The sequence below is a fragment of the Arthrobacter methylotrophus genome (assembly GCF_039539965.1).
GTDB lineage: Bacteria > Actinomycetota > Actinomycetes > Actinomycetales > Micrococcaceae > Arthrobacter > Arthrobacter methylotrophus.
Window position 1 is genome coordinate 676,097 of sequence record NZ_BAABED010000001.1, and the last position, 21,149, is coordinate 697,245.

Annotated in this window: 25 protein-coding genes; 10 read left to right on the forward strand and 15 right to left on the reverse strand. The window is 60.3% G+C overall.

The genetic code is table 11. The features are described 5' to 3' along the window. The first annotated feature begins 76 nt into the window (after window positions 1–76). The 7 genes from infA to ABD884_RS03455 all read left to right on the forward strand — a co-directional run bounded on the left by infA (window position 77) and on the right by ABD884_RS03455 (window position 4,222). A complete protein-coding gene (infA, locus tag ABD884_RS03425) occupies window positions 77–298 on the forward strand; it encodes a translation initiation factor IF-1 (protein ID WP_009358723.1) in 222 nt (73 codons plus the stop codon). Between the two features lie 82 nt (window positions 299–380). Then, a complete protein-coding gene (rpmJ, locus tag ABD884_RS03430; protein ID WP_011775570.1) occupies window positions 381–494 on the forward strand; it encodes a 50S ribosomal protein L36 in 114 nt (37 codons plus the stop codon). A 191-nt stretch (window positions 495–685) separates the two neighbouring features. Next, window positions 686–1,063 (forward strand): 30S ribosomal protein S13, encoded by a 378-nt coding sequence (gene rpsM / locus ABD884_RS03435; RefSeq protein WP_011775569.1) that lies wholly within the window; start codon window positions 686–688, stop codon window positions 1,061–1,063. Window positions 1,064–1,108: 45 nt separating this feature from the next. Beyond that, window positions 1,109–1,510 carry a 30S ribosomal protein S11 gene (rpsK, locus tag ABD884_RS03440; RefSeq protein WP_028265083.1) on the forward strand — a complete coding sequence of 134 codons (402 nt, stop codon included), beginning with the start codon at window positions 1,109–1,111 and terminating at the stop codon, window positions 1,508–1,510. 142 nt (window positions 1,511–1,652) lie between these two features. Further along, window positions 1,653–2,663 carry a DNA-directed RNA polymerase subunit alpha gene (locus ABD884_RS03445; RefSeq protein WP_011692778.1) on the forward strand — a complete coding sequence of 337 codons (1,011 nt, stop codon included), beginning with the start codon at window positions 1,653–1,655 and terminating at the stop codon, window positions 2,661–2,663. 66 nt (window positions 2,664–2,729) lie between these two features. Then, window positions 2,730–3,299 carry a 50S ribosomal protein L17 gene (rplQ, locus tag ABD884_RS03450; RefSeq protein ID WP_345036342.1) on the forward strand — a complete coding sequence of 190 codons (570 nt, stop codon included), beginning with the start codon at window positions 2,730–2,732 and terminating at the stop codon, window positions 3,297–3,299. A gap of 32 nt (window positions 3,300–3,331) precedes the next feature. Further along, entirely contained in the window at window positions 3,332–4,222 is an 891-nt protein-coding gene (locus ABD884_RS03455; protein ID WP_345036347.1) for a tRNA pseudouridine synthase A, read from the forward strand. A gap of 204 nt (window positions 4,223–4,426) precedes the next feature. Here ABD884_RS03455 and ABD884_RS03460 read toward each other — a convergent pair whose 3' ends face one another. The 10 genes from ABD884_RS03460 to ABD884_RS03505 form a co-directional block, all read right to left on the reverse strand. Beyond that, window positions 4,427–4,621 carry a Flp family type IVb pilin gene (locus tag ABD884_RS03460; protein WP_345054485.1) on the reverse strand — a complete coding sequence of 65 codons (195 nt, stop codon included), beginning with the start codon at window positions 4,619–4,621 and terminating at the stop codon, window positions 4,427–4,429. 30 nt (window positions 4,622–4,651) lie between these two features. Beyond that, window positions 4,652–5,527 (reverse strand): type II secretion system F family protein, encoded by an 876-nt coding sequence (locus tag ABD884_RS03465; protein WP_345036356.1) that lies wholly within the window; start codon window positions 5,525–5,527, stop codon window positions 4,652–4,654. A 12-nt stretch (window positions 5,528–5,539) separates the two neighbouring features. Then, window positions 5,540–6,493 carry a type II secretion system F family protein gene (locus tag ABD884_RS03470; protein ID WP_345036371.1) on the reverse strand — a complete coding sequence of 318 codons (954 nt, stop codon included), beginning with the start codon at window positions 6,491–6,493 and terminating at the stop codon, window positions 5,540–5,542. Beyond that, on the reverse strand, window positions 6,490–7,818 hold the full coding sequence (locus ABD884_RS03475) for a TadA family conjugal transfer-associated ATPase (RefSeq protein ID WP_345054488.1): 1,329 nt from the start codon (window positions 7,816–7,818) through the stop codon (window positions 6,490–6,492). Before ABD884_RS03475 ends, ABD884_RS03470 begins: the two co-directional genes overlap by 4 nt. Window positions 7,819–7,967: 149 nt before the next feature. Continuing rightward, entirely contained in the window at window positions 7,968–9,173 is a 1,206-nt protein-coding gene (locus ABD884_RS03480) for a CpaE/TadZ family protein (protein ID WP_345036379.1), read from the reverse strand. Next, window positions 9,170–9,937: a Flp pilus assembly protein CpaB gene (cpaB, locus tag ABD884_RS03485; RefSeq protein ID WP_345036396.1), complete on the reverse strand. Its 768-nt coding sequence runs from the start codon at window positions 9,935–9,937 to the stop codon at window positions 9,170–9,172. The genes ABD884_RS03480 and cpaB overlap by 4 nt, the downstream gene beginning before the upstream one ends. Window positions 9,938–9,959: 22 nt before the next feature. Beyond that, on the reverse strand, window positions 9,960–10,958 hold the full coding sequence (locus tag ABD884_RS03490; RefSeq protein WP_345036402.1) for a pilus assembly protein TadG-related protein: 999 nt from the start codon (window positions 10,956–10,958) through the stop codon (window positions 9,960–9,962). After that, window positions 10,946–11,341, reverse strand: a complete 396-nt coding sequence (locus ABD884_RS03495; protein ID WP_345036411.1) for a TadE/TadG family type IV pilus assembly protein — start codon at window positions 11,339–11,341, stop codon at window positions 10,946–10,948. The genes ABD884_RS03490 and ABD884_RS03495 overlap by 13 nt, the downstream gene beginning before the upstream one ends. A gap of 91 nt (window positions 11,342–11,432) precedes the next feature. Beyond that, the gene (locus tag ABD884_RS03500) at window positions 11,433–11,633 is read right to left on the reverse strand and encodes a Flp family type IVb pilin (RefSeq protein ID WP_345036417.1); all 201 of its coding nucleotides are present in this window, start codon (window positions 11,631–11,633) and stop codon (window positions 11,433–11,435) included. A gap of 272 nt (window positions 11,634–11,905) precedes the next feature. Beyond that, entirely contained in the window at window positions 11,906–12,559 is a 654-nt protein-coding gene (locus ABD884_RS03505) for a prepilin peptidase (RefSeq protein ID WP_345036426.1), read from the reverse strand. A gap of 295 nt (window positions 12,560–12,854) precedes the next feature. On the opposite strand from ABD884_RS03505, the gene rplM reads away from it, so the two are divergent. After that, window positions 12,855–13,298: a 50S ribosomal protein L13 gene (gene rplM, locus ABD884_RS03510; RefSeq protein ID WP_024817563.1), complete on the forward strand. Its 444-nt coding sequence runs from the start codon at window positions 12,855–12,857 to the stop codon at window positions 13,296–13,298. Between the two features lie 37 nt (window positions 13,299–13,335). Next, entirely contained in the window at window positions 13,336–13,845 is a 510-nt protein-coding gene (gene rpsI / locus ABD884_RS03515; protein ID WP_078108113.1) for a 30S ribosomal protein S9, read from the forward strand. Between the two features lie 137 nt (window positions 13,846–13,982). Here the strand turns inward: rpsI and ABD884_RS03520 are convergent, their stop codons facing one another. Next, the gene (locus ABD884_RS03520; protein ID WP_345036449.1) at window positions 13,983–15,899 is read right to left on the reverse strand and encodes a glycosyltransferase family 39 protein; all 1,917 of its coding nucleotides are present in this window, start codon (window positions 15,897–15,899) and stop codon (window positions 13,983–13,985) included. A gap of 59 nt (window positions 15,900–15,958) precedes the next feature. Next, complete coding sequence (locus ABD884_RS03525) at window positions 15,959–17,197, reverse strand: glycosyltransferase (protein ID WP_345036454.1); 1,239 nt, start codon at window positions 17,195–17,197, stop codon at window positions 15,959–15,961. A 158-nt stretch (window positions 17,198–17,355) separates the two neighbouring features. Here ABD884_RS03525 and glmM point away from each other — a divergent pair, with 158 nt between their 5' ends. Then, complete coding sequence (glmM, locus tag ABD884_RS03530; protein ID WP_345036468.1) at window positions 17,356–18,720, forward strand: phosphoglucosamine mutase; 1,365 nt, start codon at window positions 17,356–17,358, stop codon at window positions 18,718–18,720. Between the two features lie 71 nt (window positions 18,721–18,791). Here the strand turns inward: glmM and mscL are convergent, their stop codons facing one another. The 3 genes from mscL to coaA form a co-directional block, all read right to left on the reverse strand. After that, complete coding sequence (mscL, locus tag ABD884_RS03535; RefSeq protein ID WP_028265067.1) at window positions 18,792–19,181, reverse strand: large conductance mechanosensitive channel protein MscL; 390 nt, start codon at window positions 19,179–19,181, stop codon at window positions 18,792–18,794. A 90-nt stretch (window positions 19,182–19,271) separates the two neighbouring features. After that, on the reverse strand, window positions 19,272–20,120 hold the full coding sequence (locus tag ABD884_RS03540) for a M15 family metallopeptidase (protein ID WP_345036484.1): 849 nt from the start codon (window positions 20,118–20,120) through the stop codon (window positions 19,272–19,274). Between the two features lie 5 nt (window positions 20,121–20,125). Continuing rightward, window positions 20,126–21,091, reverse strand: coding sequence for a type I pantothenate kinase (coaA, locus tag ABD884_RS03545; RefSeq protein ID WP_345036493.1), 966 nt, complete (start codon window positions 21,089–21,091; stop codon window positions 20,126–20,128). Window positions 21,092–21,149: the final 58 nt, after the last annotated feature.

Below are 21,149 nucleotides of genomic sequence, written 5' to 3' on the forward strand. Positions count from 1 at the left end.
TAAACAAACAAAAAACGTCCGCAGATTTTCCGGTGCCTAACCGGAGGGCTGCGGCAAACAACAGTTAGCGGAGGATATGGCCAAGAAGGACGGGGTCATTGAGATCGAGGGCGTTGTGACTGAGGCGCTGCCCAATGCGATGTTTCGCGTTGAGCTCACCAACAAGCACATCGTTCTTGCACACATCTCGGGGAAGATGCGACAGCACTACATCAGGATTCTCCCTGAGGACCGCGTAGTGGTGGAGCTGAGCCCTTACGACCTCACACGTGGTCGCATCGTCTACCGCTACAAGTAATTGCTGGGCGGCAGCCTGGGGAAAACGAAAACCTTAGGTAGAGCCGCAACAGCTGACCAACTGCAACACGCAAAGGAACGCCATGAAGGTCAAGCCGAGCGTTAAGCAGATCTGCGACAAGTGCAAAGTGATCCGCCGTAATGGCCGGGTCATGGTGATCTGCGAGAACCCGCGCCACAAGCAGCGCCAGGGCTAATTCCCCGCAAGGGAAATAGCGCCCGCGAGGGCAACCTGGGTTGCTAACCCACGCAAGTAAATAAAGGCAGCACAAGCTGAATTGGGACGTACAGAGCCCGGACAGCTGACCCCCGGTCGGAGGCTGGGGCCGCACTGAAAGTGCGGGTGTACTGCCTACGACCTCCGGTTTATTCAAGGAGTACTGCCACTATGGCTCGTCTCGCTGGCGTAGACATTCCCCGCGAAAAGCGGTTGGAAATTGCGCTTACTTACATCTACGGCGTGGGCAAGACCCGTGCACACGAAACCCTCGCTGCCACCGGCATCAGCGCTGACGTTCGCGTCAAGGACCTGACTGACGCCGAGCTGGTTCAGCTGCGTGACTACATTGAAGGCAACTACAAGGTTGAGGGTGACCTTCGCCGCGAAGTAGCAGCAGATATCCGCCGCAAGGTTGAAATCGGCAGCTACGAAGGCCTGCGTCACCGCAAGGGCCTGCCCGTACGCGGTCAGCGTACGAAGACCAACGCCCGTACCCGCAAGGGTCCGAAGCGTACCGTCGCCGGCAAGAAGAAGGCCGGCCGCTAGAAATAGCTGCCGACTTTCCCCCGATAACTTTCTGTAGGAGAAATAATGCCCCCGAAGACTCGTGGCGCGGTTCGCAAGCCGCGTAAGAAGGACAAGAAGAATATCGCGCTTGGCCAGGCGCACATCAAGAGCACTTTTAACAACACCATCGTGTCCATCACGGACCCGAACGGTGCTGTCATCTCCTGGGCTTCTGCCGGTGAGGTTGGATTCAAGGGCTCCCGTAAGTCCACCCCGTTCGCTGCCCAGATGGCTGCCGAGGCTGCTGCAAAGCGCGCCCAGGAGCACGGGCTGCGCAAGGTTGACGTTTTCGTCAAGGGACCGGGATCCGGACGCGAGACCGCAATCCGTTCGCTGCAGGCCGCTGGCCTCGAGGTCGGCTCCATCCAGGACGTCACCCCCAGCGCCCACAACGGTTGCCGCCCGCCGAAGCGCCGCCGCGTCTAATTGGCTTCTTGGCCTTGCCGGCCGGGTCCGTTGCGGACCAGTCTGACTGTTCCGCAACGCCCGGCCGGCAAAGCCGGAACCAAGCCGATTTCCACCACCTGTGTTGCGTCATATAGCGGATGCTCGCCGAAAGGAAACCTAAGTGCTTATTGCACAGCGCCCCACTCTGTCTGAAGAAGTAGTCTCCGAGAACCGCTCGCGTTTCATCATTGAACCGCTGGAACCGGGCTTCGGTTACACCCTCGGAAACTCCCTCCGCCGTACCCTGCTCTCCTCCATCCCCGGTGCCGCTGTAACCAGCATCCGGATCGATGGCGTGCTGCACGAGTTCACCACGGTTCCGGGTGTCAAGGAAGATGTCACTGAGATCATCCTGAACATCAAGAACCTCTCCGTGTCCTCCGAGCACGATGAGCCGGTTGTTGCATACCTGCGTAAGCAGGGCCCCGGAGTCGTCACGGCCGCGGACATTGCCCCGCCGGCCGGCGTCGAATTCCACAACCCGGATCTGCACATTGCCACGCTGAACTCGAAGGGCAAGTTCGAGCTCGAACTGACCATCGAACGCGGCCGCGGCTACGTTTCGGCAGCTCAGAACAAGTCCGGCGACTCCGAGATCGGCCGTATTCCGGTCGACTCGATCTACTCGCCGGTCTTGAAGGTTACCTTCCGCGTGGAAGCTACCCGTGTTGAGCAGCGCACTGACTTCGACAAGCTCATTGTCGACGTCGAGACCAAGCAGGCTATCGCCCCGCGCGACGCCGTTGCCTCGGCAGGCACCACGCTGGTGGAGCTGTTCGGTCTTGCCCGTGAGCTGAACACCGCAGCTGAAGGTATCGAGATTGGCCCGTCGCCGACGGACGCTGCCCTGGCAGCTGACATGGCACTGCCGATCGAGGATCTGGACCTTACGGTCCGTTCCTACAACTGCCTCAAGCGTGAGGGCATCCACACCGTGGGTGAACTCGTTGCCCGCTCCGAGGCTGACCTGATGGACATCCGTAACTTCGGTGCGAAGTCCATCGATGAGGTCAAGGCAAAGCTGGTTGAACTGGGACTGTCCCTCAAGGACTCGCCTCCCGGTTTCGACCTCGCAGCCCGTGCCGCAGCCATCGAAGAGGACGACGCCGCGTTCAGCGACGACGAGCTCTAACAAGCAGATCTTGGCCTTCGAGTCCACGTTCGGACCCGGATGGCCTTCATTACAGGAGAAATTACTATGCCTACCCCCACTAAGGGTCCGCGCCTCGGAGGCGGTCCGGCTCACGAGCGCCTGATGCTCGCGAACCTGGCAGCAGCGCTGTTCGAGCACAAGCGCATCACCACCACGGTCACCAAGGCCAAGCGCCTGAAGCCGTACGCAGAGCGTCTCGTGACGTTCGCCAAGCGCGGCGACCTGTCCTCCCGCCGTCGTGTGCTCGGCCTGATCAGCAACAAGGGCATTGTCCATGAGCTGTTCACCGACATCGCCGGCGCCGTTGCCAACCGCGATGGTGGCTACACCCGCATCACCAAGATCGGCAACCGCAAGGGCGACAACGCTCCCATGGCTGTCATCGAACTGGTTCTTGAGCCGGTTTCCCCGAAGCAGGCTGTAGTTGCCGAGGCGACTGCCGCTGCCAAGAGGGACGCTGAAAAGGCTGGTCCGGCTGCCGAAGAAGCCGCTCCGGTTGCCGAGGAAGAAGTCGTTGAGGCTGAAGCCCCGGAGACTGAAGCCGTCGAGACTGAGGCTCCTGAAGCTGAAGCTGCTGAAACCGAAGAGGCTCCGGCCGCTGAGGAAACGAAGTAATTCACTGAATTCTTCGCAGTAGACTTAAGTCTATGAACGAACGAAAACCCGCTGCCCCCGTTTTGGGGGGCGGCGGGTTTTTGCGTGTCCGGATGGATCTTTCGTACGACGGCGGCCCTTTCAACGGGTGGGCCGTGCAACCTGGTCTCCGCACCGTGCAGGGTTCATTGGAAGAGGCACTCGCATTGATCGTGAGGCGCCTGGTGCGGGTCACCGTGGCCGGCCGTACCGACGCCGGCGTCCATGCACGCGGACAAGTGGTGCACATTGACTTGACCGATGCCGAATGGGATGCACTGCCGCGGGGCCACGAGATCGACCCCGCCGCCGCGCTGCTGAGGAGACTACGGGGCGCCTTGAGCCGGGTCCTGCATGATGAAACGGGCGCCATTGTAGTGCACGACGTCGGGCTGGCGCCTGATGGTTTTGACGCTCGCTTCTCAGCGTTGTGGCGCCGCTACAGTTACTGCATTGCCGACGGCCCGGAACGCTGGGACCCCGTGCTGCGCAGGCTGACTCTGTGGCATAAGGCTGTGCTGGACGAAGGTGCGATGAACTCGGGAGCCGCGGCCTTGTTGGGCTTGCAAGATTTCCGGGCGTACTGCAAGCCCCGTGAGGGTGCTACGACCATCCGCGAACTTCAGCGGCTTGAGTTCGTCCGTGGTCGCGACGGAGTGCTGGTTGCCAACGTGCAGGCCGACGCCTTTTGCCACAACATGGTGCGGGCCTTGGTCGGCTCGGCATTGCGTGTGGGGGAGGGCCTGGAAGAGCCGGAGTGGCTGCACCAGCGCTTGCTCGCGGGGGTCAGGGACGCCAAATCGGTGTTGGCTGCGCCGCACCCCTTGGTCCTTGAGGAAGTGGCCTACCCCTCCGACGACGAACTGTTTGCCCGGGCTGAGCTGACACGGGCACGGCGGGAGTAGATTTCAGGGTGTCCAGGGTGTCCAGGGTGTCCAGGGTGTCCAGGGCGTCCACGTCCATCTAGGGCCGTCCCAAGCGATCCACGCATAGGACGGCCCCCTCCCGGTTCTGGGTACCGGAGAGGGGGCCTGCGATGACCGCCCGCGGGTCTGGGTTTCGCGGGTGGTCGGTCAGTAGCGCCCCAGATGCGCTGGTCGTAGGAGCTGTTATCGGGGCAGTCCCAGGGCGGTCTTCACGCCGTCGGCAAGCGTGCCGAAATAGCCGTTCAGGGCAGTACCGAACAGTCCTACTCCCGCCACGATGACCATCGCGATGAAGCCGACCAAAACTGAGTATTCTGTGGCCGTTGCTCCACGTTCTCCGGCCAAGATCCTGATCAGTTGCTTGACCCTTCTTTTCATATCGATCACCGTCTGCTCGTTAGCGTGACGTTAGGAGAAGGCAGCGATGATCTTCATGACCGCTGGTCCCAGAAGGATGATGAACAGGGTTGGGAAGATACAGAAGATCAGAGGGAAGAGAATTTTCACCGGAATCTTCATGGCATGCTCTTCAGCCCGCTGGCGGCGCTTAGCCCGCATTTCCTGCGCCTGGGCTTTGAGTACCTTGGCAATCGCAATACCGTAGGCGTCCGCCTGGACAACGGCCCTGATAAAGCTGCGAACGTCAGGAACATCTACGCGCTGGGACATGTCGAGGTATGCGTCCTTGCGGCTTCGCCCCACCTGAATATCCTGCAAGGTTCTGATGAATTCGTCTGCTAACGGGCCTTTTCCGTTTTCCGCGGCACGGGCCATGGCGGCTTCAAAGCCGAGGCCGGCCTGGACGGAAATCAGCATCTGGTCGAGCGAGTTTGGCAGTTCCAACCGTATGGCCTCCCGCCGCTTCTCTGCATTGGATCGAATGAGGAGGTCCGGAACGAAATACGCCAACGCGACAACGGCAATACCAAGAAGGAACTTTCCGGCCGATGGATCGCCGAGAAACAACAGCACTCCGAAGAGGCCGCCACCGAGTGCTAGCAGTGGTTTGATGATCAGGATCCGACCCAAAGGCCAATCCTTGGGACGACCAGCCCCCGCTAATTGCTTGTCGAGCCAAGCGACGTAGCCGCCGGGTGCAAGTTGGCGTGAAACGGCCGTCAACCGATCCCGTACAGTGCCGGACTGCGGGGTGGAGGCCGTGCGGACACCGAGATTAGTACGAATGTTGCGCAACCCGGCCCTGTCTCCGGCGAAGACGAGCCAGACCATCCAGGACACGGGGGCCACAATGGCCAACATGGCCGCGTAAGCGATGAATTCCATGATGGATCCCTCCTAGTACTTAGGCTTGATCAGCCGACTCAGCCACCACGCACCAACACTGAGCATGACTGCAGAGGCGGCGAGCATGAGGTAGCCAGGCACGGTGGACGTGAACGTAGTGGCGTAGCTCGGGTTGATGAACAGGAGCGCGATGAACATGACCACTGGCAGGGCAAGGAGCACCAGCGCAGACATCCGTCCCTCTGCGCTCAGCGCTCTGACTTGACGACGGATTTGGTTGCGGTCGCGGATCGTTTCGCCAACGTGATCCAGTACTTCCGCCAAGTCTCCGCCGACTTCCCGGTGGATTTCGATCGCCTGGGCTATCCAGCCGAAGTCCTCGCTCCTTGTCCTAAAAGCGACGTCGGTCAGCGACTCACCAAGATCGCGGCCGATCCGGGTTTCGTTGACGATCCTGCTCATCTCCTCGGCCATAGGTGCTTCGCTCTCCTGGGCGGTGGCGTCCACTGCCCTCAGGAGGCTGTGCCCGGCCCGCATGCCTCCGCTCAACATCTGGAGGGCGTCCGGTACTTGTTCTTCGAATTTCGACGAACGCCGGGATGTGAGTAAGCCCAGCAATGTAACCAAAGAAACCACGGCGACTAGGCACATCAGGATCGTGAAGACCAAGCCGCCGAGCATGAATCCCATCACACCGGAGAAAACCACCACGATTCCAGCAATCAAGACGTAGTCGGCCGGTTGTTTCTTCAGACCCGCGGCATCGAGTTTCGCTTGCGAAAGATATCCACCAGAGCGCGGATGAATGCGTGTCTGTATGGCATCTCTGGCGCCGTCAGTGAGCCGCGTCAGGGCTGACGTGTGGATCGGTGCATCGGGACGACGCCTTTCGGCATCGAGGGTTCTCTTTGACTTGAGCACCACCAACACCAGTAGGAACAGAGCAAGATAGACAAAACCCAATCCGGCCGGTAGCAAAATGGCCTGGACTCCCGAACCGCTCATCGCAAGCCTCCCGCCATAGGGGCTCCGAACACAGCCGGGGAGATAGGAATCCCCAGTTCTGCGAAGCGGTCCGTGAAGCGGGGCCGGACTCCCGTGGGGATTGGCTTGCCTAGGAACCGGCCGTTGGCATCGACGCCGGCCGAGTAGTCGAACAGGAAGGCGTCTTGGAGAGTCACGATATCGCCTTCCATGCCCTGGACCTCGGTGATGTGCGTGACCCTGCGCGTTCCGTCGCGGAGGCGGCTGATGTGCACAATCAGGTTCACGGCTGAAGCCACTTGTTCGCGGATAGCCCTAAGCGGAAGGTCCATACCGGCCATCAGGACTAGAGTCTCGAGGCGTGCGACGGCGTCCCTGGGGGAGTTTGCGTGAACAGTGGAGATGGAGCCGTCGTGGCCGGTGTTCATGGCTTGAAGCATGTCGAGGGACTCTCCACCACGAACTTCGCCTACCACGATGCGGTCAGGACGCATTCGGAGTGAGTTGCGCACGAGATCCCGAATGGTAACCTCACCGCGTCCCTCGACGTTGGCGGGCCTGCTCTCGAGGCGCACCACATGCTCTTGTTGGAGTTGCAATTCGACGGCGTCCTCAATGGTGACGATCCGGTCCTCAACGGGAATGAAGGAGGATAGGACGTTCAACAGGGTCGTCTTACCCGTGCCGGTACCGCCGGACACGATGATATTCATCCGAGCCAGGACGCAAGCCCGCAGCAGCTCCGCCATTTCCGGGGACAGGCTGCCAAACTCGATGAGCTTGTTGACCGTGAGTGCTTCGCGGCCAAATTTTCGGATGGTCAGCGAAGGCCCGTTGACGGCGAGCGGCGGAATGATGGCATTTACGCGGGAGCCGTCGGGGAGCCGTGCGTCGACGAGCGGAGACGACTCGTCGATTCGCCGCCCAACCCTGGACACAATGCGTTCAATGATCCGGCGCAGGGCCTCGTCCGAGGAGAATTTGGCCTCGGTCTTGTACAGCCGCCCGAACCGTTCCACGTAAATGCTGTCGTATCGGTTCACCATGACTTCCGTAATTTCCGGATCGTCCAGGAACCGCTGAATGGCACCGTGGCCGAGGACGTCGTCGATGATCTCAGCCGTGAGGCGCTGCCGTTCTGTTGACGTCAGGGGCACCTGCTCCTCGTCGACAACAATCTTCAGCTCATCGCGTACGTACTGGTGAAGCTCTGTCTCGTCCAAGGAGGAATCAGAGAGCCTGGAGCCGAGTCGTTCAAACAGGGCCTTGCTTGCCCGCTCCTTAAGGTCGCCGAGTGCTTCGCTCGCCAGAATCGTCGACGGCGGGTTTTCATCGGCGTGAGCCACGGTATTCGAGGACTCGGCTGCTTTTGCTTCTTGGATACGGCCGAGCGTGGTTGCTGTTGGCGCAGCCGTTTCCGGGGGCACGGTCGGAGCGTCATGTGCTGCGCCGGAACCGGCGTCGTACCGACGACTTTCGAGTCTGCGTGAGAGGTTCACCGGACCACCGCCCTTCTGTGCAACTGCTTGTGTGATCGCTCATCCCAATTGGGCTTAAATCGGTTCACCAGCAGGCGTAGACCCTTGGTGGCGGCATCTCGCGCCCCGTCTTGGAGGAGCGGGACACCTTTGTTCGTGGAGAAAGGAAGGGTTCGTGAACGCGGAATGGCAACATCCACTGGTACTCCGATGGTCGCTTCCACGTCTGCGAGGACCAGCCCGCTCTTTGGGTCAGCCATATTCAGGACCACGTGCCGGTACTGAGGGAGCAGCTGCAGCTCGTCGAGAATGTTCAGGCCTGTCCGCAAACCACGAATGCTCGGAATATCCATGCCGCACACCCAGACTGCGTCCGTGGCATTCTCCAGCGCGGCGAGAACATGTTCGCCGAGCCCCGGAGCGGTGTCGATGACAACATACTGGAATTCATGGCGGAGTTGCTCAAGCAGCCTGGAGACGTGCTGGGCTGTGATCCGGTCCATTTCCACTGGATTGCGGGGGGCGCAGAGCGCGTAGATGCTGGCCGGGTGGACGCTCAAGTAAGTCTTGAGGACCATGGAGTCTTGGCTTGCCGGGCCGAGCACGGCGTCGGTGATGGTGTGTTCGGGGTTCAACAACAGACCGCTCGCTACATCGCCAAACTGAAGGTCTAGGTCGACGATCACCACCCCCATGGGCGCCAGAGCACCAAGTCCGACTGCCAGGTTGGTGGCTACTGTTGTCTTACCCACCCCACCCTTTGGGGACATGACGGCAATGATGCGGCCGCCCGTAGCCTGCGACGGGGTCTCGATGGCGTTGGGGGCGAGCCCCCTTCGCCTGCCAGCAGCAGCAAGACTCGCCCGTTCTACCATCACGCGGATGGAGTCCGAGTCCGCCGCGGGAGAGAGGAGGTCCCGCACCCCGGAGCGCATTGCTGCCAGAACCAAGGCCTCGCTTTGTTCCGCGGCCAGCACCACACTGATTTCCGGGAACTGGAGATCCAGCAGAGAAGCGTGTTTGAGAGAGTCATCGAGTTCCAGCCCAGGCCCCAATATCAGCACTTCAGGCGGTTCTCCGAGGAGTTGGTCCAGGATCTCCCGCGGCCCTGCTGGCAAGTAGTCGGCCTGGAACCACTGGAGACTTCCGCTCATTCCTGCAGTTGCAGAGCGTACCCGGCGTTCGAAGTCAAGGTCCGGGGTGATGAGAACGAAGCGGCTCATTTGAATACACTTCCCCGATCGATGACTCCTGTTGCGCCGGCAACGGCATCCGAAGGCTCTTTGCTCAGGTAGATTGTGCCGAACTCCGCGGCGTACACGATTTTTTGGACGTCGACGGCGGACCGTGCCACGGTCACAAGGTAGCCACTCCCTGAAGCCGCGGTCTTGCTGGCGTTCAGGGAACCGCTGCTTGGCTGAGAGGTGGAACTTGAATTGTCTGCAATCGTTCCACTGGCGTCCTGCACGGCGGTGACCAGGACTTGGTGGAATGTGAAGCTTGTCTGGTCAGGGGCGCTGGACTTGTCATCGGCTTTGAAGGACAGCATCACCCCGACCGTGTCACCTGCCTTCACGGTCCCGCCGACAACGCGTTCGATCGGCAGCTTGAGCGTGATTTCTTGGAGCCCTGCGGGTACTTGAACACGGCCCGGACCGGCCAGGCTGTTTGGGTCGACCATCCGGGTTGCAAGCAATTGCTCACCAGGCATGAAGTCAATCGAAGATACCTTGGAGCCCAGATCTCCCAGGTTGTTGACGCTGTCCGCTGCGATTGCCGCCTTGGGCACGGACTTTTTGATGACAGAATCCCCGAATTTTGCCGTGGGAGTTCCTGCGGGAATTTCTTTTTGGATGACGTAGACGTCTTCGGTCTCCGTATTTGCCAGAGCGCGCTTGTCGGCGCCTTGGACATAGAACACGAGCATCACTGTTCCAATGATGGCTACGACAAGCGCAGCGATGCCTCCCAGTAGGCGCGTTTTCATTGTGTTCCCCTTAGAAAATAGACTATTTGACGAGCGTCACAACGGAGCTTTGGAAGTACGGACCCCCTGCTAGACCGGCTGCTGACAACGGAATAGTTTTCAGGAACCGGCCGCAGATCCCTCGGTTGCTTCCACCCAGCCCCGCGCACGCTGGATCGGCCTTTCCTGGAGGTAACCCATCTGAGTTCTGCACGAAATCCCAGCCATGCAGTTCCACCATCGCGTACCCAATAATGTGAAATTGACCATTTGCCCCGTTTCCGGAACCATCGTCGAAAATTGGAAAATATGCGATGGCGAATTTGTTTTGGGAGTAGTCGATTGCCGCGCGCCATGAATCAGTCGTTGACGTGCAGTCGCTGGGAAATTTGCCATTGCCTGGGGCGGAGTCGACCCAGCCGTTGGCGTCAGGGATGCTCTGGCACGTTCCCGTCTCGGTTAGCCAGCCAAAGCCTCCCGGTATGTGGTGTCCAGACGGACTGCCAACGCACGGACTCTTGCCGTGTTCTTTGATGATGACCGTGGTTCCTGGAGGTGCATAGGCGGGTCTCACCTGGCATTGGTCAAAGACCAGTGGCAGAGCGCCCGGTGCAGGCACGTTGGTCCACGTGGCTGTTGCTTGGGCGCCGACCGTCACAGGCGCGGTGTTGAGGGCGTTGGCGAACATTTTGCTCAGGTAGCCGGCTCCGGTGGTGCCGTCCTTGGTAGAGGTTGTGACCGTCACCCGGCCCGGTACGCTCAAATCCACTGATTTCACGGTGCTTGCGCCATCGTTGGCATTCGCATTGGCCAAGGGGCCGGCCAACGAAGTATTGCAGGAACCCTTGGCGCAGCTGCTCGCCACGGCGAGCGCTCCGGAATCAGCTCCGTTTTGCAGTTGGGCCCGCTCCGCGTAGATCTGGCCGACATCGACCGCGACGGCGCCTACCCCAATTAGCGTGAGCATCATGAGCGCGACCATCACGCCCGCAACCCCGCTTTCTCTGTCCTGAAGGTCCCGACGCCGGATCAGCCGTTGCATTGCATCGCTCCCTTGCCAGTGACGGTGAGACTGGAGCCGAAGAATCCGGTGAGCGACTGGCCGCTGTAGGTAGTGGTCACCGTGACGGTTGGAGGGGGACTGCCTGCTGCGCAGGCGCCAGAGTAGCTGAAACTCAGTTTGGAGGTGTCCAGCGAGGGTGCTCCGGCCTTGCCGGCCGCGGTGGCCTTGCTGCTGTCGTTGGTGATTGCCATGGTCCGCGCGGCTTCACGGGAGGCCTGAGTCACTGAAACCTGGATGTTGTAGGCGTTCGAAAACTCAACAACGGCGATGATCAGAGACACGAGGATTGGGGCGACGAGAGCGAATTCGACGGCAACTGCGCCCCGCTCATGGTTCTTGGAAGACTTGATCCTGCGTTTCAAAGGATCCCCCTGTGTAGATGCTGCGGATTTTGCAGCGAGAAAACGGTGCGTTGTGCCGCGCCGATAGGCGCGGCACAACGTTTGTGCCTGGTTACCAGGTGCCGACCGTGGTGCTGAGGGTCGTGAACCAGGTGTTCAGTGCTCCGCCGAACAGGCCGACCCCGCCAACTATGACGAGGGCAATGAGACCGACAAGCAGTGAATACTCGGTTGCCGTTGCGCCTTTTTCGGAGGTCAGTTTGTCTTTGATGCCGGCGACGAATGCGAGGGTCGAAATCATGAGAGTTGACATTGGAAAAAACCTTTCCCAGATAAGTGAATTTGTCTACGAATTCCAGTTACCTACATATTCCGTTTGGCGTTCGGATTTCGATAGGACAAGAATTGCCCGTGGGATGGTTAACAAACAATGCGTAGTGGTACTCGTCTTTCTTAGCGCTGACGGCGGGGACTACTCGAAGAGCGCTTCGGGGGTACTCGGTTTTTCTGCCTAAGTACTACTTAGGTGCCGACACGGATGGGGCTCCTGCGGTCTGAGGGAAGCCAGTGAAGATGGCCCCTGCCTCAAGCGAGGAGCAGGACTACTCCAATTGCCGCGGCGAACATGGCTGGTCCATGAGCCACCTCAGATGGCTTGATTCCGCGCTTCAGGCGCAACATCAGTATCGTCATCATCCCGCCCACCACGAATCCCAGCAGTCCCCCGTAGAACAGCTGCGTCCAGCCCAAGTAGCCCAAGTACATTCCGAGTGGTGCCGCGAGCTTTACATCGCCCATTCCGAGGCCCCCTGGTGAAACTAATCCGAGAATTAAGTACCCGAGGAACAAGATGACGCCGCCGGCAGCTGCGCGCAGCAGTCCAGACCAGTCCGGAACGAGCACAGCCGACATGGTTAACAGACCAAGGCCGGCAGCAAGCAGCAACAGGACCAGCGGGTTTGGAAGTAAATGGTGCGCCACGTCAACGCGTGACAACTGCACTGCGAGCACTGCCAGGAGGAGATAGGCGGGGAGGGCCGGTGAGAAACCAAACCGGAGCGCCAGGAGGATAAACAGCGCTGCGGAGCCCACCGCCGTCGTGATCCTGACAAGGGGGGAGGGGAGCCCGCCAAGCCGCGGCAGGAATCGAGCTATTAGAAGCTCTGCTAGAGGGCTCGTGAGCAGCCCTAGGAGCCCGAGGGGGGCCACGAGCAAGGGCTGGGCGGCAGTTGCTGTCATGGCATCTCCTAGAAGCTCAGGAAGGGTCTCAGTCGTTCACGCTGGTTTCCAGCCTATTTTGACCCTGAAGCTCCTTGCCGCTATTGTTGATAGTCGTTGTGCGTGTCCTTTCTCGATGACACATGCCCGCTTGGGGATCCAGTTGCAGGATCGTTAACTCGACAGGCATATCGGGACTTCGGGATGACTGGTACATAGAGCCCTCACCTCTGCTCCGGTAACGCATACCTAGTAGGCACACGCTCCAGGCGTGCCGCCTAAAACATGAACGCCAGAACAAGAACGAGGCAAAACCGTGCGTACGTACACCCCGAAGCCCGGCGATATCAACCGCCAGTGGCACGTCATCGATGCCACCGACGTTGTCCTTGGTCGTCTTGCCAGCCAGACCGCAACACTGCTGCGCGGAAAGCACAAGCCGACCTTTGCGTCCCACATGGACATGGGCGACTTCGTCATCATCATCAACGCTGAAAAGGTCGCCCTGACCGGCGCCAAGCTGGAGCAGAAGCGCGCATACCGCCACTCCGGCTACCCGGGCGGCCTGACCTCCGTCAACTACGCGGAGCTGTTGGAATCCAACCCGGTCCGCGCCGTGGAGAAGGCCATCAAGGGCATGCTCCCGAAGAACTCCCTCGCTGCACAGCAGTTGGGCAAGCTCAAGGTCTACCGTGGCGCTGAGCACCCCCACGCCGCACAGCAGCCCAAGACTTTCGAAATCACCCAGGTCGCCCAGTAGTCCTGGCCACCAAACAACTTTTAAAACAAGGAGAATCGTGGCTCAGAACGAAGAACTGACCACCGAGGCCGTTGTGGCCGAGGAAAACCTGACTAGCTACACCTCGGAGAGCGGTCCTGCGGAAGCAGAAGCGCCGAAGAAGGAGCGCCCGGCACTGACCGTTTCGGGTGCCGCAGTTGGTCGTCGCAAAGAAGCTGTTGCACGTGTTCGCATCGTGCCCGGCACCGGCAAGTGGATCATCAACGGCCGCGAGCTGGCCAACTACTTCCCGAACAAGCTGCACCAGCAGGATGTCAACGAGCCCTTCAAGATCCTTGATCTTGACGGCGCCTACGACGTCTTCGCCCGCATCCACGGTGGTGGCATTTCCGGTCAGGCCGGCGCACTGCGTCTGGGCATCGCTCGTTCATTGAACGAGATCGACACCGAGAACAACCGCGCCACGCTGAAGAAGGCCGGCTTCCTGCGTCGTGACGCCCGCGTCATCGAGCGTAAGAAGGCTGGTCTCAAGAAGGCACGCAAGGCTCAGCAGTACTCCAAGCGCTAAAAATACGCCTACCCGTGGTGTTGCCGCTGGCGCGACATCACCGCGGGGCCCTCGGCGTTTTTTAGCGCTCGGATCCACAAGCGCTAAATCGCTTTCAAGGCCCGCTCCGCCGCTTGGCGGGGCGGGCCTTGCCGCGTTTAATGGCTACCTTCCAGTGGTCTTCCTAGGTCGTACACCGTGGTGCCATCGGTGACATCTGCGCGGAATGTCTCCGCTACCCAATTCTGAATCGCCGTTAGTTCCCGACTGTTTCCCGGGACCATCAGTTGTTCAGGCTGCTCGACCAGGTAGCAAATTTGTCCCGCAACGACCCAGTCCTGAAACTGCTTCAGGGTGGGACTGGGATCCATCGCGGCAAATCCACCGAGCGGCATGATCGCACGATTGGACGCGAGCTGGAAGCGTGCAGCTGTTTGCGCTGGGTAGGTGGCTGCGGCCCATGTACATCTTGTTGGAGCCAATTGCAGGCGGTCCAGGACTGCCTTGCTCGGACTATTGCCAAGTGCAAGCCCAAAGGCCCACGCGGGATCTTGTTGCTTGACACCGTCAAGGAAGCGACTGAGAGTGTTCGGGTTCCTCGATATGCCGCCAGACAGGGGGTTGGACCCTGCTTGGGGCGATCCGACGGTCAGCAAAGAACAGTACACCGGGCCGATCAACAGTGCTCCGATGGCCAGTGCAGAGATGCCCCGTTCGAGCCATGCCCAGGGCGATCGGATCGCATAGGCTGCGGCAGCCAGCAAGCCCCCAAACAGTAGGGTATTTCCGAACCAATCCGGAAATACCCCGCTAATACGCCACATAGCGTTGGCGAAAATGAAGCTTGCCGCCAAAGCAACTGAGATCCACATACGCCCGATCGCCGTTTTGGCGTCTGATAGCAAGAGCCGGGTCCCAATACCGATACAGAGCGCCAATGGCGGCGCCAAGGACGCGGTGTAGTAGGAATGAAAGCCTTGGCTCATGAAGCTCAGCGTTAGGTACGTAGTCAAGAACCAGAGGACGGCGGCGGAGGCAAGAGTTGCTTCGCTCCGGTCGAGTCGGCGCTTCGCGATGGCCCAGATTATTGCCACGCTGCTGAGTAGCGCCGCCATTAGCAACCAACCTGCCTCCTGGCCGTAATTGATGTTGAATAGCCTGAAAAAGCCTGCATCTGAGCCGACGCCCCTGAACTCCGGCTGAACCAGAGCCATCGACGGGTCATCTTGACGCTGCACGACACGATCGATCCCGTTATACCCGAGTGTCAGCTCAATCATGCTGTTGTGCGTAGATCCGCCAACAAAAGGGCGGGATTGGGCAGGCGTTAGGTCCACGGCGAACGGCCACGCCAGGGAGCCAAAGGCCAAGGCGCCTCCGGCTATTACAAGCCTCAGAAACCTCTTGCGCCAAGATATCTGGGCGAAAAGGAGAAAGGCGATCGCGATCGCAGGCAAGACCAGAAAGGCTTGGAGTTGTTTCGTCAGGAATCCGAGAGCCAACAGGCCGCTCGACAAGAGCAGGGGCTTGAGCCTACCGGTCTCGGCGGCTCGAACTCCGGTGTAGAGCGCTGCAATCATCAACAGGACCATGAGCGGATCCGGATTGTTGTAGCGAGCTAGCAGAACCGTGATTGGCGTGTATGCAAACACCGCGGCCGCGATGAGAGCAGCGGTGGCCGGGAAGTATCTGCGCATCAGGACGAAGATCAGCAGCGTACTGGTCAACGTGATGATGACTTGGGGAACTAGGAGACCCCAAGAGTTGAGTCCGAGTAGGCGGACCGAAAGCCCCATGACCCACAGGCTGAGCGGGGGTTTATCGACGGTGATGGAGTTGCCCCAGTCCGAAGACCCAAAGAAGAACGCTGTGAAATTGTGTTCACCTGACTGAACCGCGGCCGAGTAAAAAGCGTTGGCCCAACCGTTTTGATCCAGCTTCCACAGGTAAAGAAACGCCGTGGAGAGCAAGAGAACGGCCAAAGTGAGCTTCTCCCAGCGTGCGATCGGGGTTGGGCTCCGCATCGCGAAGCCGGCCGCCCGGCGCCTAGTGCCGGAAGCGGTGGATTCGGACACCGTCAATTGACTCCTCCTTCAAATTCTTCCCGGGTGTTGCCCCGCCTGGGACAACAGGATCAAAGTAACGACTCTTTTGGCTGGTGGAGAGTAAGACCAACGCGCCGTTCCTCCGAGCGACGAACCCGGAATACCCAGATCCGGAGCAGAACAAAACGGATAAGAGTGGCGAATACGTTTGCGCAAGTCAGGACGATCAGCTCGGTACGGGGTGCCGCATCCGGGTGGATGGCATGCAGCAGGAGCAGGGAGGACGAGGTGATGCCCCAGGCGACCAAGAAGACTACAAGGCCTTGAAACTGTTGTGTGAACAGCCGCTCCGGTCCGTGGATCCTGAAGGTAAAGCGACGGTTGGCCGCGGTGTTGGCGATGGCCGTGACCAACAGTGCCAGGAAGTTCCCCTGCTGAGCGCCGAAAGGGCCCTGGAATAGCAGATATAGCAAAGCAAACGCGAGAGTGGAGAACGCGCCGACGATTCCGAAACGCACCACTTGGCCGAAGAAACTGGGACGCGTTGGCGCGGCGATAGGTCCTCGCCCCAGCTCCGCGTATATCGCTTGCAAAGGGATATTTCCCTTCATCATGGAACCGGCGACGCGCACGAGGCCCCTGATGTCGTCGACGGCCGTTTGGCGGATGTCCACACTGCTGTCAGGATCGTCGATCCAGTCGACTGGAATCTCGTGGATACGAAGCCCGGCCCGCTCCGCCAAGATCAACAGCTCGGTGTCGAAGAACCAGCAATTGTCCTCCACATAAGGAAGCAGTCGATGCGCGACTTCCGCCCTGACGGCCTTAAAGCCACACTGGGCATCGGAAAACCGTACCTGCATGGTCCGTTTGAGAAGCAGGTTATAACTCCGGGAAATGAATTCCCGTTTGGGACCCCTGACTACCCTGGAAGTCCGGCCAAGCCGCGTGCCGATGCTGACATCCGAGTGTCCGGAAAGCAGGGGAGCGATGAGCGGCGGCAACGCCGCCAAATCGGTCGAGAGATCTACGTCGACATATGCCAGAACTTTGGCTTTTGATGACGTCCAGGCGTCGCGGAGCGCGAAGCCTCGTCCTTTAGTCTCGAGGCGCCGATAACTGACATTTGGAATCTCATCAACAAGTTTTCGCGAAATGGCGCCGGTCGCGTCCGTGCTCGCATTATCGGCAATCGTGATTTTCCAGCTGTACAACAATTCCCGGGAAAGATACTCGGCAAGCCGGCAAATGCTTCTTTCGAGTATGGCGGACTCGTTGAAAACGGGGACGATTATTTCGAGCGCCAAGCCCCCAGAGCTAGGTGTCATGCGGTAATCGTAGATACTTGTTAAGAGGCATTACTAGAGTGGAACAAAAAACGCAAGTCAAGTAGTGCCACTCTTGCGGTCGCGCGGCTGAAGGGTTACAAGCGGGGCCCGGCACTCGTTGCCTCGGCCCCTACTGCCGTCGTCTAGACTGGGACGCGATGGCTAGATTATTTGGAACAGATGGCGTGCGTGGTCTCGCCAATGGATTGCTCACTGCGGAGCTTGCTCTCCAGTTGGCCCAAGCGGCTGCGGTGGTCCTCGGCCACGAGCGCGCGGCCAACGGAACGCGGCCGCGCGCCGTCGTCGCCCGGGATCCGCGCGCCAGCGGCGAGTTTATCGCTGCTGCGGTGGAAGCCGGGCTCTCGAGCTCCGGCATCGATGTGTACGACGCCGGTGTGCTGCCCACGCCCGCGGCGGCCTACCTCATCGCGGACCTCGATGCCGATTTCGGGGTCATGATCTCGGCGTCGCACAACCCTGCACCGGACAACGGCATCAAGTTTTTTGCCCGCGGCGGCCAGAAGCTCCCGGACGAGGTGGAGGACGCGATTGAGGCCCAGCTCGGCAAGGAACCGTCCCGTCCCGTAGCCGGCGACGTCGGCCGTATCCAACGCTTCTCGGACGCCGAGGACCGCTACATCGTCCATCTGCTCGGTACCCTCCCGCACCGTCTCGACGGTCTCAAGGTTGTGCTGGACTGCGCCCACGGTGCCGCCAGCGGCTGTTCCCCGCAGGTCTTCGCCAGTGCCGGCGCCGAAGTCGTGGTGATTGGTGCGGAGCCTGACGGCCTTAACATCAACGACGGCGTAGGTTCCACCCACCTTGGCCCGCTGAAGGCAGCAGTTGTCAAGCACGGTGCTGACTTCGGCATAGCCCACGACGGTGACGCCGACCGCTGTCTCGCTGTGGACCACGAAGGCAACGAAGTTGACGGTGACCAGATCATGGCGATCCTGGCCCTCGCGCTGAAAGAGTCCGGAAAGCTGAAGGACGACGTCCTGGTCGCTACTGTGATGAGCAACCTCGGGCTCAAGATCGCCTTGCGGAATGCTGGAATCACCATCCGCGAGACCGCAGTAGGGGACCGCTACGTCTTGGAGGAAATGCGCGACGGCGGGTTTAGCCTTGGCGGGGAGCAATCGGGCCACGTCATCTTCTCCGACTACGCCACCACTGGCGACGGCGTCCTGACTGGTTTGCAGATCGCCGCCCAGGTGGCTGGCACCGGAAGGACCCTCAAGGATCTCGCACGTGTCATGACCAAGCTGCCGCAGCTCATGATTAACGTCAAGGGCGTGGACAAGTCACGGGCAGCATCGGACGAAGGCGTGGCCGCTGCGGTGGCCGCGGCCGAACTGGAACTTGGCGAGACCGGCCGAGTGCTCCTTCGGCCTTCGGGCACGGAAGCGCTGGTGCGGGTGATGGTCGAGGCTGCGGACATGGATACCGCAACCCGCATTTGCACCGAACTTGCCGGCGTCGTCGAAGACCGCCTCACGATTCCGCGGGAACTGGCCTTCTAGCCCGAGCCCCGGCAAAGAAGCGAAACAAGTGTGGCCCGCCTCCCGAGGGAGACGGGCCACACTTGTTGAAGCTACCTTTGGGCGAGGTTGTCGCGGATCTCGGTGAGGAGCGTGACCGCGGGGTCCGCGGCCGGCTCTTCTTCGGCGATGCCCAATTTGGCGTTGCGACGCTCGATGAGATGGTTCATGGGAGCTACCACTACGAAATAGATGGCAGCGGCTACCAAGACGAAATTGACGATTGCAGTCAGCAAAACACCGAATTGCAGATCATTTCCGTTGATGGTCACTTTGGCGAAACTGTCAAAGTTGGGGGAGCCAACCAAGGCAGCGATCAGCGGCATGAGGACGTTCTTGACGAGTGCATCAACAACCGCACCGAAGGCGGCACCCATGACGACGGCTACGGCAAGGTCTACGACATTGCCCTTCAGAATGAAATTCTTGAATCCACTCAGCATGGCACCAAACTAGCGCATGCTGATCAATTCAGGGTGGGTTGCGTTCGACCTCTGTTGGGAGTGTCGGGAACTTTCCGGATTAGTCAACCGTTATTGGTAGCTCGGCGCTGCTTCAAGGCCGAAATATTCTTCAAGAGTGCTGATGCCGCGGTTGGCCATGTCCGTTGCGGCCTCAACCCCGATAAAGCGCAAGTGCCAAGACTCGTAGTAATAGCCGGTGACTTCTTGGCGCATCCGCGGGTACCTGACAACAAATCCGTACTTGTAGGCGTTGTCCCTGGCCCAAACAGCGGCCGGCTGCTCGGCGAAGCAGGGCTCGAAGCTGCACGCCCCGCCACCGTCGCCGATATCGAACGCCCAGCCGGTCTGGTGTTCCGAGAAGCCGGGTCGTGCGGAGGCAGTGTCGGCCGAGGCTTGGCCGCGCGTGTTCACGTACCCGTTGTATGTGGTGGTTTGGGTCTGGAATGAACGGTAGCCCGACGCCAGCGTCATGGTCACCCCGGCCGAGGCGGCCGCGGCGAAGAGCTTTTCGGCGGCGCCGGCTGTCGTGCTGTTGAGCAGGGAAGCTTCTCCGCTGACCGCCAGTTGGACCTTCGGTTGAACCAAGTCGGCAGGGACGAACTGCAGGGGTGTCAGCGGCCGGTGCTTGTTGACAATGACCCATTGGCTCGTGGGGTCGCTCAGGGAATGCTTTTGGGACAAAGCCCCCGACGGCGGTGCGCTCGACGGCGGTGCCTCGTTCGCCGTTGGTGCTGGAACCGGTGTTGTGGTCGCCGCCGTCGGTGTCGGCGTTGCCGTGGGGGGACCTGAGGGGGGCGGAGCCGGAGCAGGTGACGCGGCCCGGGTATCCGGGGTGCAGGCAGCCAAGGCAGTCAGTCCCACGCCTGCCGCCAGCAGCGCAGTGAACGACCTACGGCTGGTGCGGCAGTTGTAGCACATGCGTGCTAGAGCTTCCGGAGCAGCATTCGGCGGATGGAATGATCGGCATCCTTCGTGAGGACAAGTTGGGCACGCCCGCGCGTAGGGAGCACGTTTTCCTCGAGGTTGGGCTCGTTGATGCGTTTCCAGATGCCGCGTGCAGTGGCTTCCGCCTCGGCGTCGGAGAGGGTCGCATATCGGTGGAAGTAGGATTCGGGCTGGGCGAAAGCCGTACTCCGAAGCTTGCGGAACCGGTCCACGTACCAGTCTTCGATGTACGAAGTCTTGGCGTCGACGTAGATCGAGAAATCAAAGAAGTCGCTCAGCGCCAAGCCTTGCCGGCCGTCTTGCCGGGGACGGGCGGGCGCCAACACATTGAGGCCCTCGACGATAAGGACGTCGGGCCGGCGGACCACCACTTCCTTGTCGGGGACGATGTCGTACGTGACGTGCGAGTACCAGGGAGCGCGGACCTCTTCGGCGCCACCCTTGATCGCACTCACGAAACGTAACAGTGCCCGCCGGTCATAGGACTCCGGAAAGCCCTTGCGTTCGAGCAGGTGCCGACGCTTGAGCTCAGCGAGGGGATAGAGGAATCCGTCGGTGGTGATGAGTTCCACGTTCGGAGTGCCCGGCCAGCGGCGGAGCATTTCGCGCAGCACGCGGGCAATCGTGGACTTGCCCACGGCCACCGAGCCTGCGACGCCTATCACGAAGGGCGTTCGCTGGGTTTGCTCGCCCAGGAATGTGGTGGTGGCCGCATGAAGCTGCTGTGACGCTTGGACGTAGAGATGCAGCAAACGGGAGAGCGGAAGGTAGACCTCGCGGATTTCCTTCATGTCCAGGGGATCGCCGAGGCCGCGAAGCCGGACGATGTCCTCTTCGTTAAGCGGTTGCTCCATTTGAGCAGCCAGCCTGGACCACGTCTGTCTGTCCAGCTCCACGAACGGAGAAGAGCCGTCGCCGTTCGCTTCATTGCGTTGCAAAGTCACCCTAGCGATTCTGCCCTTCCACGGGCTGATCCGGAAATACTGCGTGAACGGCGGGAAG